Genomic DNA, 16828 nt, shown 5'->3' with positions numbered 1-16828 from the left:
CGGGACAGACCCGAGCATGACGAAGTGGCGTTTGTGACAAAGCCAGAGATTAAAAAGCGCCTTCCCACTCCGCCATCGCTGCAATAACGGCGGGCAGGTCCTGCATGCGTGAAATCACCGTTTCCGCGCCCGCGTCCGTCAACCGGTCGGCATGGCTCGGATAGGTGTGGGATGCGCCGGTGAAGCCGATGACGCGCATGCCGGCTGCCTTTGCACCATGCACGCCGTGCACGGAATCCTCGATTACGACGGCGCGATCCGGTGAAACGCCGAACTGGGATGCGCCATGCAGGAAGATATCCGGCTTCGGCTTGACGCGGTCGGCTCCGAGATCCTTGGCGGAGTAGATATGCGGTGCGAAATAGGGCTTCAGGCCCACCTTCGTCAGCATCATGTCGAGGCGGTGGCTGGAGGAATTCGAGCAGATGCAGCGCGGTGTCGTCAGTCGCGACAGAGCGAACTTGACGCCCTCGATGATCTTCACGTCGCGTTCCAGCCGCGCGTCGAGCAGCTTTTCCGACTTGTCGAGCAGCGATGCGGAAAACGGGATGCTGGCTTCGCTTTCCACCTGCAGGAGGATGTTCTTCCAGGTCATGCCGGCGAAACGCTCGCCCATTTCCTCGACGGAGATCGGATACCCGGCCTCGGTCAGAAGGCGGGACTCCACCTGTGCGGCGATGATTTCGGAATCGACCAGAACGCCGTCACAGTCGAAAATAATGAGGTCGAAGCCGCTCATGGGCGCTCCCTGTATCGGATTTGCCTTGGAAAAAAGTGATGCCCGGGCTTTTAGACCAAGTCCGCGTCAAGCTCAACCGGCTGGCCCGCAAGGGTCGGTCGCGCCCGGCTCATAGCTGGGATTTGGCTTTGCGCGTTTCCTGCGTGCAAAAACCGCTACACAGATCAGCGCCGGATGCGTTATGGGATGTTATGCCCAAGACAGCGAAAACCAGACCCGAAGATACCATTGCCGCACGCATCAGCCGCACACTGGCTGACCGCATCGTGCGCGGTGAGCTGTCGCCGGGTGAACGTTTGAGGCAGGATCACATCGCCGCCGAATTCGGCGCATCGCATGTGCCGGTGCGCGAAGCGTTCCGCAGGCTGGAGGCGCAGGGCTTGGCCGCCAGCATTCCGCGCCGCGGCGTGCGGGTCGCGGATTTCGGCCTCGCCGATGTGCGCGAAGTCGCGGAAATGCGCGCCGCGCTTGAGGTTCTGGCGCTGCGCCACGCCATTCCAAACATGACTTCAGCCATTCTCGACCAGGCGGAGGCCGCCACGCTCGAAGGCGATAGCGCGGTCGACGTGCAGCATTGGGAAGAGGCCAATCGCCGCTTCCACCGCCTCATCACGGCGCCTTGCAACATGCCGCGCCTGATGGAGGCGATCGACGGCCTGCATGCCGCGAGCGCCCGGTTCCTGTTTTCCGCCTGGCGGGCCGGATGGGAGCGCCGCACCGATACCGATCACCGCGCGATCCTCGACGCATTGCGCGGCGGCCGTGCCGAGGAGGCGGTGCGAATTCTCGACGGGCATGTGCAATGGATCGGCCGCAAGGCAATCCGCACCCCTTCAGGCTCGGTGCACGATGCCTTCGCCATCGTCGGATAGGCCGGGAACGATTGGCTGGGCTCGTTTGGACTCCGCCGGAAAAGTCGGTTATCGATATCCGCCCGCGATGACGATCCGCGGTGCGTGAAGGGAGCATGTATGGCTGCTGATACGGCGAAATCACGGAGCGGATTTTTCCTTTGTCCGCCGATCTGTTTCCTTGATCGGAAACGTGCCCTGTGACGGTCCGCCTTCGCCCCCATCACCTTCTCTGTATGCTGACCTATGTGGGGAAGGGATATACCTCCGGTTTTGTCGAAAACTACGACCGTGTCGCCGCTCGGCTGAACGCCGGCGAAGAGGATATCGAGCTGGTCGATGGGCCGGACGATATCTGCGTTGGCCTGTTGTGTGAAACCCATGCCCACTGTTTCAACGAGGGCGTGGTGCAGAGGGACGAGGCGGCCCGGCTTTCGGTTTCAACGCTTTTGAACGAGACAATAACCGCCGGAAAGCGGCTGCGGGCGACGCCGGAGCTGCTGGAGAAAATGCGTCTGGCCTTCGCTGCCGGAGATATCCGGCAGGCCTGTCGCGGCTGCCAGTGGATTAGGCTGTGCGATCGCATCGCGGCATCAGGATTTACCGGCGTGAAAATTGGCGAGCCGCCGCCGCACCCGGCCGGGCAGCTGCTTACTGTTACTCCGGCACATTCGTCTCGGTTCTCTCGGCGGCCTTGACCGTCGCCTTGATCTCCTTCGGCTCGCGCCCGGATTTCTTGTCGTAGCTCACCTTCACCGAATAATCGCCGGGATGCAGGGTCTCCTGATGCCGGTTGCCGTAACGGCCGGAAATTTCCTTTTGCGTACCCTGGAGGTCCTTGGTCGTTTCGACGATGTCGATCCGCTCCGCACCCGGTGCCGTGATTGCCAGAACACCAGCATCGAGGTTGAGGTTGATCTCAGTGCGTTTTCCTGCAGTTACGGTGAAGGGCTGTTCCACCGTGACCTTGCCCAGACGCGCGCGCATCACGAAATCGCCGGCAGGCATTTCCATGGTTTTGCCGGTGCCGTAAACACCGTTGATGGTCTGGCGCGTGCCATCAAGCGTCTCCTTGGCTGAAAGCGCTTCGAAACGGATATCGTCCGTTTCCACAGCCTTGCCACCGTCCGTATAGGCCGCCTTGGCAACGACCACGCCGCTCGGGATGACAAGGTCGTGGCTGATCGTCTCGCCCGCCTTGATGGCAAGCGTTTCCTGCGCACGCGCAGGGCCGATGCTGCCGGTGAGGAGGAGTTCGCCCGCCGGCACGAAGGTCGTGTTCTGCCCGTAAACGCTGTCCTTGAAATCTTCTTTGGTGATTTCGGTTTTCGCCTGGCTTTCCACATCGCCGCCGGGGCTGCGTTTTGGCACTACCGTCAGTTCCGCCGCGTCGAAATTAGCCTTTGGCCTCGTTAGGCTTCCCTCCTTCACCTCGAAGGGTATTTCGCGACGGATGTTGCCCAGCGCTGCCACGCCGACATATTTGCCCGCCGGCAGCTTCGCTTCGAAGGTGGCGTCGTAGGAGCCGCCGGCATTGACGTCGCTGCGCACGCCGGCCCGGTCAGCCTTGTAAAAATCCCAACGCACCCTGTCGCTGTTGCCGAGCGAGGGGCCGCCATCGAACAGCACAGCGTCGGTGACGACGTTGTATAGCGGTGCCGGCTCCTGCGCCCCCAAGCTTGACGGTAGCGCCGCCAGAAGAAGAGCCGCGGAAAAGGCATGCACTGAAAAAGAAGCCACTCGCGTTACGGACGTCATTGCGGATTACCCCCTGAGTTGCCGGTATTGCCAGCACCGACATGCGGAACAGGACAACCCGTTGTGCACAACGTTTTTGCGCCACTTCGGGTTCCCCGCCCGCGCCAGCAAATTGCGCGTGTCGGCCGCAACAGCCATTTATTTCGCATTTTCCGTGACTTGTTCAGGCTTTGATAACCATCTTCGGTAACCATAAGCATCAGTAGAGAGTAAGCGTATGGAGCGAGTACCAATGGCAGCAGTTTTTCCGCTGGCCGATTTTCGGCGTGCCGGTTTTGATCGTGCGGGCGAGAGTGACGCCTGGAAAGACAGCATAATCAAAGGTGATTGTGTCGCTGCCTTGGATGCCCTCCCGAGCCAGTCGGTGGATGCGATTTTCGCCGATCCGCCCTACAACCTCCAGCTTGGCGGTACGCTTCACCGGCCAGATCAGTCGCTGGTTGATGCGGTCGATGACGAGTGGGACCAGTTCTCCTCCTTCGAGGCCTATGATGCCTTCACCCGCGCCTGGCTGCTGGCCTGCCGCCGCGTGCTGAAGCCGAATGGTACCATCTGGGTCATCGGCTCCTACCACAACATCTTCCGTGTCGGTTCCATGCTCCAGAACCTCGATTTCTGGATCCTGAACGATATCGTCTGGCGCAAGACCAATCCCATGCCCAACTTCAAGGGCCGCCGTTTCCAGAACGCCCATGAGACCATGATCTGGGCGAGCCGCGATCCGAAAGCCAAGGGCTATACCTTCAACTACGAAGCGCTGAAGGCCTCCAACGACGACGTGCAGATGCGCTCCGACTGGCTGTTCCCGATTTGCAGCGGCCATGAGAGGCTGAAAGGTGACGACGGCAAGAAGGTGCATCCGACCCAGAAGCCGGAAGCATTGCTGGCACGCATCATCATGGCCTCCACCAAGCCTGGCGACATCGTGCTCGACCCGTTCTTCGGCTCCGGCACCACGGGTGCGGTTGCAAAACGTCTCGGCCGCCACTTCGTTGGTATCGAACGCGAACAGGATTACATCGACGCGGCCTCTGCCCGCATCGCCGCCGTCGAGCCGCTCGGCAAGGCGGAGCTGACCGTTATGACCGGCAAGAGGGCCGAACCGCGTGTTGCCTTCAACACCCTGGTGGAAAGCGGCCTCGTCCGTCCCGGCCAGGTGCTGACCGATGCAAAGCGCCGTTATAGCGCCATTATTCGTGCCGATGGTACGATTGCATCCGGCGGGACTGCCGGCTCCATTCACCGTCTTGGTGCAAAGGTGCAGGGTCTCGACGCATGCAACGGATGGACGTTCTGGCACTTCGAGGATGGCGACCAGCTGAAGCCTATCGATGATCTGAGAACAATCATCCGCAGTGAACTGGCAAAGGCCTGACAGTCTAAAGCCCAAAAGGCTGAAGGCAACGATCCACCGCCCGCCATTGTCAGCATACGTCTCCGTCCGGTTTAGTACCTTCAGTCCCGGATGGAGAACGACCAACGCCCGGCACTTCGGTGTCGGGCGTTGGTATTTTTGAATATCTAAATTTAGCCAGACAAGTTTCGCGCAAGAGAACGGTCATAGTGTCCTACGCAAAGCAATGGTTGTGAAAATCCGGTCCGGAAAGTTCACGAAAACATTGCTGTCCGATGCCGCTTGCGGCAGGACTGGCGCAGGCAGGAGACCGCCATTTCCGCCTGCGCCAATTTTCTTTTTGGATCTGATGGTCTGTCAGACATCCACGCCGTAGGATTGCAGATCCTGCTTCAGCTTTTCCGCCCCGGTAAAATGCACCGCCTGCCAGCCGGCGGCCTTGGCGCCTTCGACATTAACAAGCGTATCGTCAATGAAGATGCTTGCGGCAGGGTCGAGGCCAAATTCCTTCGCGTGCAGCTCGTAGATCGCCACATCCGGTTTCAGCAGCTTCACATCGCCAGAAACCGTCACGCCGCGCGGCAGGGTGAGGAAGGGGAACATCTTCTGCGCTTCGCGGAAGGTATCTGAGGCGAAGTTGGTCAGCATCGTCACGTCGTGACCGTTATCGATCAGGCTGGTCATGATCGCGACGCTGTCGTCATAGGAATGCGAGACCATCTCATGCCAGAACTTGCGGAAGGCGCGGATATGCTCTTCCCGCTCGGGAAACTGCTCCATCAGCAGCGCCTCGGCGTCTTCCCAGCCGCGTCCGCGATCCTGTTCGAGGTTCCAGTCATGGGTGCAGACATTCTCGAAGAACCATTTGCGCTCGTCGGCATCGGGAATGAGGCGGCTATAGGGAATATGCGGATCGTAGTGGATCAGCACCTTGCCGATGTCGAATACGATATGCTCAATCTTGGTCATCGAAACTTCCTGCTTTCATCGAATGCGGATGGAATAGCCTGTGCGATGACTTTTTTCATCACCGTCGGCAAAGCTTGCGCGTCAAGATTTGTAACCGGCTCCCACCATCCGTCATCCGCGCCGGTTTCAAGCCCATCCGGTACCTGTGCCCGATAGACGGTGAGCCGCAGCTCGAAATGGGTGAAGACATGCACAATGACGCCCGCCGCTTGCCAAGACGCGGCAAAAGGCGCGTGGCTCGTGTCGGTGCCGCCATCCACGCGGGCGGTCCATGCTGTTGTCGGCACCTCCGTCATGCCACCGAGAAGGCCGCTTTCTATGCGCCGCCGCAGCAGAATTTTGCCGCTTGCATTCACCGCCACGAAGGCGGCTCCCAGCCGCACCGGTTTTGCCTTTTTCGCGGCCTTGACCGGAAACCGCTCCGGCTCGTCATGGGCAAGCGCCAGACAGCCGCCATTGAACGGACAGAGCGCGCAGGCAGGGCGCTTCGGCGTGCAGATCGTCGCACCGAGATCCATCATCGCCTGCGCAAAATCGCCCGGCCGGTCGGAAGGCGTAAGCTCCGCCACCTTCGCCTTCATGGCGGGTTTCGAACCGGGCAGGGGTGCATCTATCGCGAAAAGGCGGGAGATGACGCGCTCCACATTACCGTCCATCACCGCCGCCTGCCGGTTGAACGCAATGGCCGCCACGGCAGCAGATGTATAGTCGCCGATGCCGGGCAGCTTCTTCAGGCCCTCTTCGGTATCGGGAAAGACTCCGCCATGCTCTTTCGCCACAGCTTCCGCACATTTTTTCAGGTTGCGGGCGCGGGCGTAATAACCAAGTCCCGCCCATGCAGCCATCACATCCTCAACCGGTGCCGCCGCCAGATCGCTGACATGAGGCCACGTCGCGAGGAACTTCAGGAAATAGGGTTTAACCGCCTGCACCGTCGTCTGCTGCAACATCACTTCGGAAAGCCAGACATGATAGGGATCGGCACGTTTTCCTTGTGCCGCCATGGCCGGCGAGGTGCGCCAAGGCAACTCGCGATGGTGGCGGTCGTACCATGCGAGCAGCATCTGCGCGTGCGATGACGGGGCGGTTTTTTGAAGCATGGTTTGCCGTTTCTCTTCGATTCGGCCTATAGTTGGGCCATTCATACCGACCTATCAAGAAGCTCCGGACTGTGCGGTCCTGAAAGCCGAGTGAAAAATGCGATATCCACGCAAAGGCGTCATCCAGATTGCCGAAATAGCCAATGGCATCATGGATCCCCTCCTGTCGAAACGGGCGGGCATCAACACGGCGCTGCTCGGCTCGTGGGACGAGATCGCCGGCGATGACTTCGCCGATTGCACGCGGCCGGAAAAGATTACCTGGCCGCGTCGCGACGAAGGGCCGGATCGCGGCGGCTACCAGCCGGGCGTGCTGACGATTGCCTGCGAAGGCGCGCGCGCTCTGTTCCTCACCCATGCACAGGGCGAGCTCATCGCCCGCATCAACGGCTTTTTTGGCTTTCCGGCGGTACGCCAGATCAGGATCGTGCAGAAGCCGGTATCGCAGCCCGTTCCCCGCCGGCGAAAGCCGCCGCCGCTGCGCGGTGATGCGGCAAAACGTCTCGACGATATGATGGACGGCATCGAGAGCGAAGCGCTGCGCAAGGCAGTGGAAAGGCTCGGCACGGCGGTGATGCAGAAGAAGAAGCCGCGGGGCGGGACGATTTGATGTCGCGCACCGTCCTTGACTGGTCACAATTCTTTGACAAGAAGAGTTCAAAACCCCGCTTGTGATGAACAGGCCGTCGCTATATCGGAATCAACAGACAATAGAGTCTATTACCAACAGGTGCTTTCATGCATTTTTCCGAACTGACCATTTCCCGTCGCAGCCTTCTCGGCGGCGTTGCACTTGCTGCCCTTGCCACGGCCCTGCCGTTTGCCTTCACGCCGGGCGTTGCCCAGGCGCAGGAATTGCCTGAATCCACCGGTGACGTGGATATGGCTGCGGTGTTGAAGCCCGGTCCGCTGCCGGAAGCGGCGCTCGGCGATGCGAACGCTCCCGTCAAGATCGTCGAATATATGTCGATGACCTGCCCGCATTGCGCCAATTTCCACAACAAGACCTTTGACGAGATCAAGAAGAAATACATCGATACCGGCAAGGCCTATTTCGTCATCCGCGAATTCCCGTTCGATCCGCGTGCCGCCGCTGCCTTCATGCTGGCGCGCTGCGCACCGGAAGGACAGTATTTCCCGTTCGTTTCCATGCTGTTCAAGCAGCAGCAGAGCTGGGCAACAGCCCAGGATGCCCGTGCGGCGCTGCTGCAATTGTCGAAAATGGCCGGTTTCTCACAGGAGTCTTTCGAGGCCTGCTTGACGAACCAGAAGCTTCTGGATGATGTGAACGCAACGATGCAACGCGGTGCGACGGAATTCGGCGTCAACTCCACGCCGACTTTCATCATCAACGGCAAGAAATACGCGGGAGACATGTCGGTTGAAACCATGTCGGCTGTCATCGACAAGCTGCTCTGATCGCCGAACCCTTAAAGGAACGGGCGGCGGGTATTTCCGTTCGCCCGTTTTTTATTGCCGTTATTTCAGGCGGAGCGGAGCGGCATGAAGTTCAACAAGCTCCGCGTCGTCGGTTTCAAATCCTTCGTTGAACCCTCGGAATTCATCATCGAGCCGGGTCTGACCGGTGTCGTGGGTCCCAATGGTTGCGGCAAGTCCAATCTGGTCGAAGCGCTTCGCTGGGTGATGGGCGAAAACTCCTATAAGAACATGCGCGCATCCGGCATGGATGACGTCATCTTCTCCGGTTCCGGCAATCGCCCGGCCCGCAACACCGCCGAGGTCGGCCTTTATCTCGACAATTCCGATCGCACCGCGCCCGCCGCCTTCAACGATGCCGATGAAATTCAGGTGACGCGCCGCATCGAGCGCGAAAACGGCTCGGTCTATCGCATCAACGGCAAGGAAGCGCGCGCCAAGGATGTGCAGCTTCTGTTTGCCGATGCCTCCACCGGCGCGCGTTCGCCCTCGATGGTGGGGCAGGGGCGTATCGGTGAACTCATCAATGCCAAGCCGCAGGCCCGCCGCCAGCTTCTGGAAGAGGCGGCCGGCATTTCCGGCCTGCATTCCCGCCGCCATGAAGCGGAGCTTCGCCTGCGTGCTGCGGAGACCAATCTGGAGCGGCTGGAGGATGTGACCGCCCAGCTTGAAAGCCAGATCGAAAGCCTGAAACGCCAGGCGCGGCAGGCCAACCGTTTCAAGATGCTGTCGGCGGATATCCGCGCCCGCGAGGCGACCCTGCTGCATATCCGCTGGGTAGAAGCCAAGGAAGCCGAAGGCGAAGCGGAAAGCGCGCTTAATCAAGCCACGAACATCGTTGCCGAAAAGGCGCAGGCGCAGATGGAGGCGGCCAAACAGCAGGGCATTGCCAGCCTGAAGCTGCCGGAATTGCGCGAGGATGAAGCGCGTGTCGCTGCCGCCCTGCAACGTCTACAGATTGCCCGCACCCAGCTGGATGACGAGGCTAACCGCCTGCTGCGCCGCCGTGATGAGCTGGCGCGCCGTCTATCGCAGCTTGGCGAAGACATCGTTCGCGAAGAACGGCTTGTCTCTGATAACGCCCAGATCCTTGCACGGCTCGATGAGGAAGAGGCAGACCTTCTCGAAATTCTCGCCGATTCCGGTCGTCATGCCGAAGAGATGCGCGAAGCCTTTGAGGCAGCTGCCGCTAAACTGACTGAAAGCGAAACCGTTTTCACTGCCATCACCGCCGAGCGCGCCGAGGCCGCCGCCGGGCGCCAGCAGCTGGAACGGGCGATCCGCGAGCTTTCCGATCGTAAACTCCGGCTGGAACGCCAGTCGCAGGAGGCATCCTCCGAGATCGATGCCGTCGATGAAAAACTCTCCGGCCTTCCCGATCCTTCGGAGCGCCGCGAGGCGGTCGAGGCAGCCGAGATCGCGGTGGAAGACGCTCTGATAGTTGCGGAGGAAGCCGAAGCCGCCGTTGCCGAGGCGCGTTCCGCCGAAGCGCTGGCGCGCGGCCCGCTGGAAACGGCGAGAAACCGGCTGAACGCTCTGGATACGGAAGCGCGCACCATCACCAAAATCCTGGCGGCCAGTGCTGCCGCCAATGGCAGCTTCACGCCGGTGGCGGAAGAAATGACGGTGGAACGTGGTTTTGAGGCAGCGCTTGGTGCAGCCCTTGGCGACGACCTCGAAAGTGCCCTTGATCCCGCTGCTCCCGCCTATTGGGCCGGCAATGGCGATGGTGCGGGCGATCCTGCTTTGCCGCAGGGCGTCAAGCCGCTTCTGAACTATGCGCAGGCGCCGGACGCATTAAGGCGCGGTCTCGCCCAGATCGGCGTTGCAGCCGACACTGCGGAAGCCTTGCGCCTGATGCCGTCGCTGAAGGCCGGTCAGCGGCTGGTGACGCGCGAGGGCGCGCTGTTTCGCTGGGATGGCCACATCGCCAGCGCTGATGCGCCGGGAGCCGCCGCCCTTCGTCTGGCACAAAAGAACCGGCTTGCCGAAATCGAGACGGAACTGGAAGAGGCCCGTTTCAGTCTGGAGGAGGCCGAAGAACAGCTCTCCATCAGGACCGACGACATCAAAAGCGCCGAGTTGCGGCTTTCGGAAGTGCGCGACAGAAGCCGGCTGGTGACGCGTCATCTTGCCGAGGCACGAGAGGCGCTAACATCAGCCGAACGCGCCTCGGGCGATCTTCTGCGCCGCCGGGATATCGTCTCGGAAGCGCTGAACCAGATCGGCGCGCAGATCGACGAGATCGTCGTTCAGGAAGAAAACGCCCGCATCGAAATGGAAGATGCACCGGATCTTTCCGCCCTTGATCTGCGCCTGCGGGAAAGCCAGTTGGAAGTCGCCACGGACCGTGGCCTGCTGGCAGAAGCGCGCGCCCGCCACGAGGGGGTGAGTCGCGAGGCGGAAAGCCGCCAGCGCCGGCTTCAGGCAATCGCGCAGGAGCGCTCAACCTGGGCATCGCGGGCCGCCAGTGCTGCCGATCACATCGCCACCCTGCGCGAGCGTGAGGAAGAGGCGCGCGAGGAAATCGCCGAACTGGACATTGCGCCGGAAGAGTTCGACGAGAAACGCCGCAACCTCCTGACCGAGCTTCAGAAAACCGAAGACGCCCGCCGCTTGGCCGCGGACCGGCTGGCGGAGGCGGAAAACCTGCAACGCGCCGCCGACCGCGTTGCAACCACCGCCCTTTCCGAACTGGCAGAAGCCCGTGAAAAGCGCGGCCGCGCCGAAGAGCGGCTTGTTTCCGCCCGCGAGAAGCGGCAGGAAACCGAACATCGCATCCGCGAAACGCTGAATACCGAGCCGCATATGGCGTTGCGCCTGACCGGCCTTGGTCCCGACCAGCCGAAGCCAGATATTCGCGATGTCGAGCGCGATCTCGACCGGCTGAAGATAGAGCGTGAGAGGCTGGGCGCCGTCAACCTGCGTGCCGAGGAAGAGCAGGCGGAGCTTTCCGCCAAGCTCGCGGCCCTCATCAAGGAACGCGACGATATCATCGACGCGGTGCGCAAGCTGCGCGCCGGTATCCAGAACCTCAACCGCGAAGGCCGTGAACGGTTGATTGCGGCCTTCGATGTGGTCAATTCGCAGTTCCAGCGGCTTTTCACCCATCTGTTTGGTGGCGGCACGGCGGAATTGCAGCTGATCGAATCCGACGATCCGCTGGAAGCCGGCCTGGAAATTCTCGCCCGTCCTCCGGGCAAGAAGCCGCAGACCATGACGCTGCTTTCCGGCGGTGAACAGGCGCTGACGGCCATGGCGCTGATCTTTGCGGTCTTCCTCACCAATCCCGCACCGATCTGCGTGCTGGACGAGGTGGACGCGCCGCTCGACGACCATAATGTCGAGCGTTACTGCAATCTGATGGACGAAATGGTTGCCTCCACCGAAACGCGTTTCGTCATCATCACCCACAATCCCATCACCATGGCGCGCATGAACCGCCTCTTCGGCGTCACCATGGCCGAACAGGGCGTGTCGCAACTGGTTTCCGTGGATTTGCAGACTGCCGAGCAACTGCGCGAAGCCGTCTGAGTTTCCCGTTCCGGGTCTGCCCCTTAAGCCTTGTCCATCGCGAATTTATCTGGCCGCATCACCCATTCGGGTGGGCGACAATGCGCGGCATTTTGCTATGTCTTTTTGGAAGGAATTTGGGCTCTTTCCAGACCCCCCATCCGGTTTCCTGTACCGGATGGAAAGCCTTGCGAGGTCGCTGCCGTGGCCTCGCAAGGCTTTTTTTTTGGTGTTGTGCCTCGCGTCCCTCGTTCCTGTACCAGTCACAGGAAACCAGCCGACTTGCCGCCCTCTTATACCGGCACCAACCGCAGCCGCGTGCCCCACGGATCAATCGCTTCCACAACCTTGTTTTCCATCTCCACCAGCACATAACCGGCCGCCCGCAGCCGCGTTTTCTGCGCTTCAAGGTCCGTGGGATTTTTGATGGCAAGAGAGAACCAGTCGAGGCCGGTTTCGGTGGCGTTGCGCTCTTTCGCCCCCCGGCTGTTCCATGTGTTGACGGCCAGATGGTGGTGATATCCGCCCGATGACAGGAAGGAGGCATCCGAACGGGCATCCTGCGTCGGTTTGAGACCAACGGCTTCCTCGTAAAAGGCGCGTGCGGTGGCAATCTCGCCGACCCGCAGGTGAATATGCCCGATGCGCATGCCGGAAGGTGCGGCCTCGTAATCGCTCTTTTTGGTGTCGGTCAGCGTTACGAGATCATCGACGTCGAGCGGTTCGGTCCCCATCTTAACCACGCTGCCGCTCCAGACCCATGTGTCCTTCGGCCGGTCGCTGTAAACCTCGATGCCGTTGCCTTCGGGATCGTTGAGATAGACCGCTTCACTGACATTATGGTCGGCAAAGCCCGTGAGCGGCACCTGCCTTAACGCCGCATGTACCAGCCACCGCGCCAGATCCTTGCGGGTGGGCATCAGGTAGGCGATGTGGAACAGGCCGGCTGAGGTGGGGCTTTCATAATCCGCCGTTGGCTTGTGAACGAGATCAAGCAGGGGAACGGTGCCGGCGCCGAGCGTCACGCCCCGTGCGTTGCGCGCAACCTCATTCAACCCGAGCACGGAACGGTAATAATCGATCATCGGATCGAGATCGCGCACGCGAAGCGCCGCCTGACTGACATGCATCGGCGTGGTCAGCGCAAAGGGAAGGGCGGTGCCTGCACTTGCTGCGGTTGGGTCGCCTTCTGCTCTAAGAGCACCGGCAAGGGCGGTGGCGGCGCAAGAAATTCCGGCAAATTTCAACGTGTGGCGGCGAGTAAATTGCATGAATAATCTCTTTTTGGGCGATGTGGATGGCTTAGGGAACACTCCGTTTCTGCGCACTACACGAATGCGTCAGTAACGCTGTTATTTTGCTTTTGCGGCAATTCTGGCGCGCAATTCGCCGCAATTATGCTGCACTGCGATGTAAACTGGACGTTGTGGCGTTTCCAACATGCTGCCAATGCTGTAGATGATAGAAAAATGACAACGCTTCTGGGTGGAGAGCGTGGAATGAAAAAGTGGGTTTATACCTTCGGCAACGGTGCTGCCGAAGGCCGGGCAGGTGACGTTGCTATATTGGGCGGCAAGGGTGCAAACCTTGCCGAAATGGCAAGTCTCGGCCTTCCCGTTCCCCCCGGCCTCACCATCATAACCGATGCTTGCGCCCTTTATCACAAGAACGGCCGCGATCTCCCCGAAGAGCTGAAGCTGCAGGTCATGGCCGGCCTTCACGGCATGGAAGCCGTGACCGGCAAGACATTCGGCGGCAGCCAGACGCCGCTGCTGTTGTCGGTCCGATCAGGCGCGCGTGCCTCCATGCCGGGCATGATGGACACGGTGCTCAATCTCGGCCTCAACGACCGCACGGTGCAGGCGCTGGGCCACGATGCGGGCGACGCCCGTTTCGCCTGGGACAGCTATCGCCGCTTCATCCAGATGTATGCCGATGTCGTCATGGGTCTCGACCATGAGCTGTTCGAAGAAATTCTCGAAGACGAGAAAGGCCGGCTCGGCCATGAATACGATACCGATATGTCGGCGGTCGAGTGGCAGCATGTCGTTGCGCTTTACAAGCAACTGATCGAGGACGAGCTGGGAGAGGCTTTCCCGCAGGATTGCCATGTTCAGCTCTGGGGCGCGATCGGTGCAGTCTTTGCCAGCTGGACGAACCATCGCGCCGTGACCTATCGACACCTGCACAATATTCCCGGCGACTGGGGCACGGCGGTCAACGTCCAGGCCATGGTCTTTGGCAATCTCGGCTCGTCATCGGCAACCGGCGTTGCCTTCACCCGCAATCCCTCCACCGGAGAGGCGGAGCTTTACGGCGAGTTCCTCGTCAATGCCCAGGGTGAAGATGTGGTGGCGGGCATCCGCACGCCGCAATCCATCACCGAGGCTGCGAGGCTGGCGTCGGGTTCCGACAAACCCTCCATGGAAAAGCTGATGCCGGAGGCTTTCGCCGAGTTCATGGTGATCTGCAAGCGGCTGGAGACCCACTATCGCGACATGCAGGATCTGGAATTTACCATCGAGCGCGGCAAGCTCTGGATGCTCCAGACCCGTTCCGGCAAGCGCACCACACGCGCCGCCATGAAGATTGCCGTCGATATGGTCGAGGATGGGCTGATTTCGCAGGAAGAAGCCGTCTGCCGCATCGAGCCGTCATCGCTCGACCAATTGCTGCACCCCACCATCGATCCCGGTATTTCCCGGCCCATCATCGGCTCCGGCTTGCCTGCCTCCCCGGGGGCGGCAACCGGCGAGATCGTCTTTACCTCGGAAGAAGCGGTCGCTGCGGAAGCTGAAGGCCGAAGCGTCATTCTGGTCCGCATCGAAACCAGTCCGGAAGATATTCACGGCATGCATGCCGCCGAAGGCATTCTGACGACGCGCGGCGGTATGACCAGCCACGCCGCCGTGGTAGCGCGCGGCATGGGCATTCCCTGTGTTACCGGTGCGGGTTCGATGCGCGTCGATATGCGCAACAAGGTGCTGATCGGCGTTGGCTGCATGCTGAAACGCGGCGATGTCATCACCATCGACGGCTCTTCTGGCCGGGTGATGAAAGGTGAAGTGCCGATGACGCAGCCTGAACTGTCAGGCGACTTCGGCAAGCTGATGCAATGGGCCGATAATCTGCGCCGTATGACAGTGCGCACCAACGCCGATACACCGGCCGATGCCCGCGCCGCCCGTGCTTTCGGTGCAGAAGGCATAGGTCTTTGCCGCACCGAGCATATGTTCTTCGAAGGCGACCGCATTCATGTGATGCGCGAGATGATTCTCGCCGAAAGCGAAAAGGGCAGGCGGGCAGCGCTTGACCGGCTTTTGCCGATGCAGCGTTCGGATTTCACCGAGCTTTTCCAGATCATGCACGGCCTGCCGGTGACGATCCGCCTGCTTGATCCGCCGCTGCACGAATTCCTGCCGAAGAGCGATGGCGAGATCGTAGAGGTCGCCGCCGCCATGGGCATGCCGCAGACCGTATTCCGCCAGCGGCTGGATGCGCTGCACGAATTCAACCCCATGCTCGGCCATCGCGGCTGCCGGCTTGCCATTTCCTATCCCGAAATTGCCGAAATGCAGGCGCGCGCCATTTTTGAGGCTGCGGTTGCCGCGGCGCGCATCACCGGTGCGCCTGTCGTGCCTGAGATCATGGTGCCGCTGGTCGGCCTCCGGTCCGAACTCGATTACGTCAAGGCTGTCATCGACACTGTGGCCGCCGAGGTGGCGGAAGAGACCGGCATGACGCTCGAATATCTGACCGGCACCATGATCGAATTGCCGCGTGCGGCGCTGCGCGCGCATGTGATTGCGGAAGCTGCGGAGTTCTTCTCCTTCGGCACCAACGATCTGACGCAGACGACCTTCGGCATTTCCCGTGACGACGCGGCACGTTTCATCAATACCTATCAGCGCAAGGGCATTATTGAACGCGATCCGTTCATCTCGCTCGATTTCGACGGTGTGGGAGAACTGATCCGCATTGCCGCCGAGCGCGGCCGCCAGACGCGGCCGGAGCTGAAACTCGGCATCTGCGGCGAACATGGCGGCGACCCGGCCTCGATCCATTTCTGCGAGGATGCGGATCTCGACTACGTGTCCTGCTCGCCCTTCCGCGTGCCCATCGCGCGTCTTGCCGCCGCGCAGGCGACACTTGCCGCAAGGGCAAGGCAGGGTGAAACCGCCAGCAATGTCGCCTTCATTCCGGTCAGGGGTTTGGTTGGACGATGATCCGCCGCTCCACCACCACCGGCCGATAGAACATGTCGCGGTTCATCTGCGCCTGCCAGGCGCGGTTGTCGGCGCGACGATCCATTTCCAGATCGAGAAGGCAACCCGCCATGGGGTCGGTGCCGGGGCGGAAACCATAACCCCGGCATGTCGCCTCATCCCGCGCCCGGCGCTCTTCCGGCGTCAGCGTCTGGCAGGCGGTGAGCGCCAGTAGAGCGGCGAGCGAACCTAAGACGATGGAAACGCGCATTTTGTTTCTCCCTAGAACATGACAGCCGGGCGGCACTTTTATTGCCGCGATTGATACGCCTGATTAATGATCGGGAAAAGCGGGTGAAGACTGGAAAGTTGCATCGTCTATTGCCTGATGCCGCAATCTTCTTTTCACGCCAGGGATGTCCGCGGCCGCCACCCGTTCTTGTTTTGCATTATTACTCTGAGCAGCCGTCCAGTATCGTGCCCCTGCTATCTTCAAGCGAGGCGTTGCTGCCTTTCGTGCGCAAAGTGTAGCTATAGTTCGGGTCGATTGCGTTATAAACCGCTCCGGACGCCGATATTGTTTCCGCCATAGGTATCATTTCTTCCATCTGCTGCAGGATCGCGAAGCTTTTTCCATCGGCGCCGTTGACGTAAACTACACGTAGGACTTCGTTCTTGGCGCACGAATAGGACACGGAATCAACAGTTGTTCCCGCTGCTGCGGTCAAATTAGGGAATGCAATGAAGGAGAAAATACTCAGGAGAATTGTAGACGATTTTTTCATATTTTTTCTCGGTGCAATTTTGTTTCCCATAATTATATTAGGGTAATTGCAGTTAAAATTGATGATTCGCAAATTTATACTTCAATATTTTTGGGATTATTGTCAATGTGGGCATCG

14 protein-coding genes are annotated in these 16828 nt (G+C 60.4%); 7 read left to right on the top strand and 7 right to left on the bottom strand.

Annotated features, from left to right (window positions below; translation table 11 throughout):
* Window positions 1-49: 49 nt before the first annotated feature.
* Window positions 50-739 (bottom strand): HAD family hydrolase, encoded by a 690-nt coding sequence (locus ACQZ5Y_RS02210; RefSeq protein WP_174049225.1) that lies wholly within the window; start codon window positions 737-739, stop codon window positions 50-52.
* Window positions 740-930: 191 nt separating this feature from the next.
* On the opposite strand from ACQZ5Y_RS02210, the gene ACQZ5Y_RS02205 reads away from it, so the two are divergent.
* Window positions 931-1611, top strand: coding sequence for a GntR family transcriptional regulator (locus ACQZ5Y_RS02205; protein WP_013635630.1), 681 nt, complete (start codon window positions 931-933; stop codon window positions 1609-1611).
* Between the two features lie 215 nt (window positions 1612-1826).
* Window positions 1827-2288, top strand: coding sequence for a DUF1284 domain-containing protein (locus ACQZ5Y_RS02200; RefSeq protein ID WP_174049362.1), 462 nt, complete (start codon window positions 1827-1829; stop codon window positions 2286-2288).
* Here ACQZ5Y_RS02200 and ACQZ5Y_RS02195 read toward each other — a convergent pair.
* Entirely contained in the window at window positions 2248-3348 is a 1101-nt protein-coding gene (locus ACQZ5Y_RS02195) for a hypothetical protein (protein WP_065702730.1), read from the bottom strand. The genes ACQZ5Y_RS02200 and ACQZ5Y_RS02195 overlap by 41 nt on opposite strands.
* Window positions 3349-3580: 232 nt before the next feature.
* On the opposite strand from ACQZ5Y_RS02195, the gene ACQZ5Y_RS02190 reads away from it, so the two are divergent.
* Window positions 3581-4723: a site-specific DNA-methyltransferase gene (locus ACQZ5Y_RS02190; protein WP_003511827.1), complete on the top strand. Its 1143-nt coding sequence runs from the start codon at window positions 3581-3583 to the stop codon at window positions 4721-4723.
* A gap of 336 nt (window positions 4724-5059) precedes the next feature.
* Here the strand turns inward: ACQZ5Y_RS02190 and ACQZ5Y_RS02185 are convergent, their stop codons facing one another.
* Entirely contained in the window at window positions 5060-5671 is a 612-nt protein-coding gene (locus ACQZ5Y_RS02185; RefSeq protein WP_065702728.1) for an HAD family hydrolase, read from the bottom strand.
* Window positions 5668-6771: an A/G-specific adenine glycosylase gene (mutY, locus tag ACQZ5Y_RS02180; protein ID WP_065658247.1), complete on the bottom strand. Its 1104-nt coding sequence runs from the start codon at window positions 6769-6771 to the stop codon at window positions 5668-5670. Before mutY ends, ACQZ5Y_RS02185 begins: the two co-directional genes overlap by 4 nt.
* A 97-nt stretch (window positions 6772-6868) precedes the next feature.
* Between mutY and ACQZ5Y_RS02175 the strand changes: the two genes are divergently transcribed.
* The 3 genes from ACQZ5Y_RS02175 to ACQZ5Y_RS02165 all read left to right on the top strand — a co-directional run bounded on the left by ACQZ5Y_RS02175 (window position 6869) and on the right by ACQZ5Y_RS02165 (window position 11742).
* Complete coding sequence (locus tag ACQZ5Y_RS02175; RefSeq protein WP_003511832.1) at window positions 6869-7381, top strand: DUF721 domain-containing protein; 513 nt, start codon at window positions 6869-6871, stop codon at window positions 7379-7381.
* Between the two features lie 128 nt (window positions 7382-7509).
* A complete protein-coding gene (locus ACQZ5Y_RS02170) occupies window positions 7510-8190 on the top strand; it encodes a DsbA family protein (protein ID WP_003511833.1) in 681 nt (226 codons plus the stop codon).
* Window positions 8191-8274: 84 nt separating this feature from the next.
* A complete protein-coding gene (locus tag ACQZ5Y_RS02165; RefSeq protein ID WP_003511835.1) occupies window positions 8275-11742 on the top strand; it encodes a chromosome segregation SMC family protein in 3468 nt (1155 codons plus the stop codon).
* A 272-nt stretch (window positions 11743-12014) separates the two neighbouring features.
* On the opposite strand, the gene ACQZ5Y_RS02160 is transcribed toward ACQZ5Y_RS02165, so the two are convergent.
* Entirely contained in the window at window positions 12015-12992 is a 978-nt protein-coding gene (locus ACQZ5Y_RS02160; RefSeq protein WP_111783267.1) for a VOC family protein, read from the bottom strand.
* A gap of 228 nt (window positions 12993-13220) precedes the next feature.
* Here ACQZ5Y_RS02160 and ppdK point away from each other — a divergent pair, with 228 nt between their 5' ends.
* Window positions 13221-15947: a pyruvate, phosphate dikinase gene (gene ppdK, locus ACQZ5Y_RS02155; RefSeq protein ID WP_003511838.1), complete on the top strand. Its 2727-nt coding sequence runs from the start codon at window positions 13221-13223 to the stop codon at window positions 15945-15947.
* Here the strand turns inward: ppdK and ACQZ5Y_RS02150 are convergent.
* Complete coding sequence (locus tag ACQZ5Y_RS02150) at window positions 15925-16197, bottom strand: hypothetical protein (RefSeq protein ID WP_003511845.1); 273 nt, start codon at window positions 16195-16197, stop codon at window positions 15925-15927. The two genes, ppdK and ACQZ5Y_RS02150, sit on opposite strands and share 23 nt — an antisense overlap.
* A gap of 181 nt (window positions 16198-16378) precedes the next feature.
* Entirely contained in the window at window positions 16379-16711 is a 333-nt protein-coding gene (locus ACQZ5Y_RS02145) for an MliC family protein (protein ID WP_174049227.1), read from the bottom strand.
* Between the last annotated feature and the right edge of the window lie 117 nt (window positions 16712-16828).

The organism is Agrobacterium sp. A3-95, from assembly GCF_053521785.1.
This window is presented reverse-complemented; position numbering and strand designations above follow the sequence as displayed.

Excerpts from the sequence above, each read along its gene's own strand:
- ACQZ5Y_RS02145 (WP_174049227.1), bottom strand. The coding sequence starts at position 16,711 with ATGAAAAAATCGTCTACAATTCTCCTGAGTATTTTCTCCTTCATTGCA.
- ACQZ5Y_RS02150 (WP_003511845.1), bottom strand. The coding sequence starts at position 16,197 with ATGCGCGTTTCCATCGTCTTAGGTTCGCTCGCCGCTCTACTGGCGCTC.
- ACQZ5Y_RS02195 (WP_065702730.1), bottom strand. The coding sequence starts at position 3,348 with ATGACGTCCGTAACGCGAGTGGCTTCTTTTTCAGTGCATGCCTTTTCC.
- ppdK (WP_003511838.1), top strand. The coding sequence starts at position 13,221 with ATGAAAAAGTGGGTTTATACCTTCGGCAACGGTGCTGCCGAAGGCCGG.
- ACQZ5Y_RS02170 (WP_003511833.1), top strand. The coding sequence starts at position 7,510 with ATGCATTTTTCCGAACTGACCATTTCCCGTCGCAGCCTTCTCGGCGGC.
- ACQZ5Y_RS02175 (WP_003511832.1), top strand. The coding sequence starts at position 6,869 with ATGCGATATCCACGCAAAGGCGTCATCCAGATTGCCGAAATAGCCAAT.
- ACQZ5Y_RS02190 (WP_003511827.1), top strand. The coding sequence starts at position 3,581 with ATGGCAGCAGTTTTTCCGCTGGCCGATTTTCGGCGTGCCGGTTTTGAT.
- ACQZ5Y_RS02200 (WP_174049362.1), top strand. The coding sequence starts at position 1,827 with ATGCTGACCTATGTGGGGAAGGGATATACCTCCGGTTTTGTCGAAAAC.
- ACQZ5Y_RS02205 (WP_013635630.1), top strand. The coding sequence starts at position 931 with ATGCCCAAGACAGCGAAAACCAGACCCGAAGATACCATTGCCGCACGC.
- ACQZ5Y_RS02185 (WP_065702728.1), bottom strand. The coding sequence starts at position 5,671 with ATGACCAAGATTGAGCATATCGTATTCGACATCGGCAAGGTGCTGATC.
- ACQZ5Y_RS02210 (WP_174049225.1), bottom strand. The coding sequence starts at position 739 with ATGAGCGGCTTCGACCTCATTATTTTCGACTGTGACGGCGTTCTGGTC.
- ACQZ5Y_RS02160 (WP_111783267.1), bottom strand. The coding sequence starts at position 12,992 with ATGCAATTTACTCGCCGCCACACGTTGAAATTTGCCGGAATTTCTTGC.
- ACQZ5Y_RS02165 (WP_003511835.1), top strand. The coding sequence starts at position 8,275 with ATGAAGTTCAACAAGCTCCGCGTCGTCGGTTTCAAATCCTTCGTTGAA.
- mutY (WP_065658247.1), bottom strand. The coding sequence starts at position 6,771 with ATGCTTCAAAAAACCGCCCCGTCATCGCACGCGCAGATGCTGCTCGCA.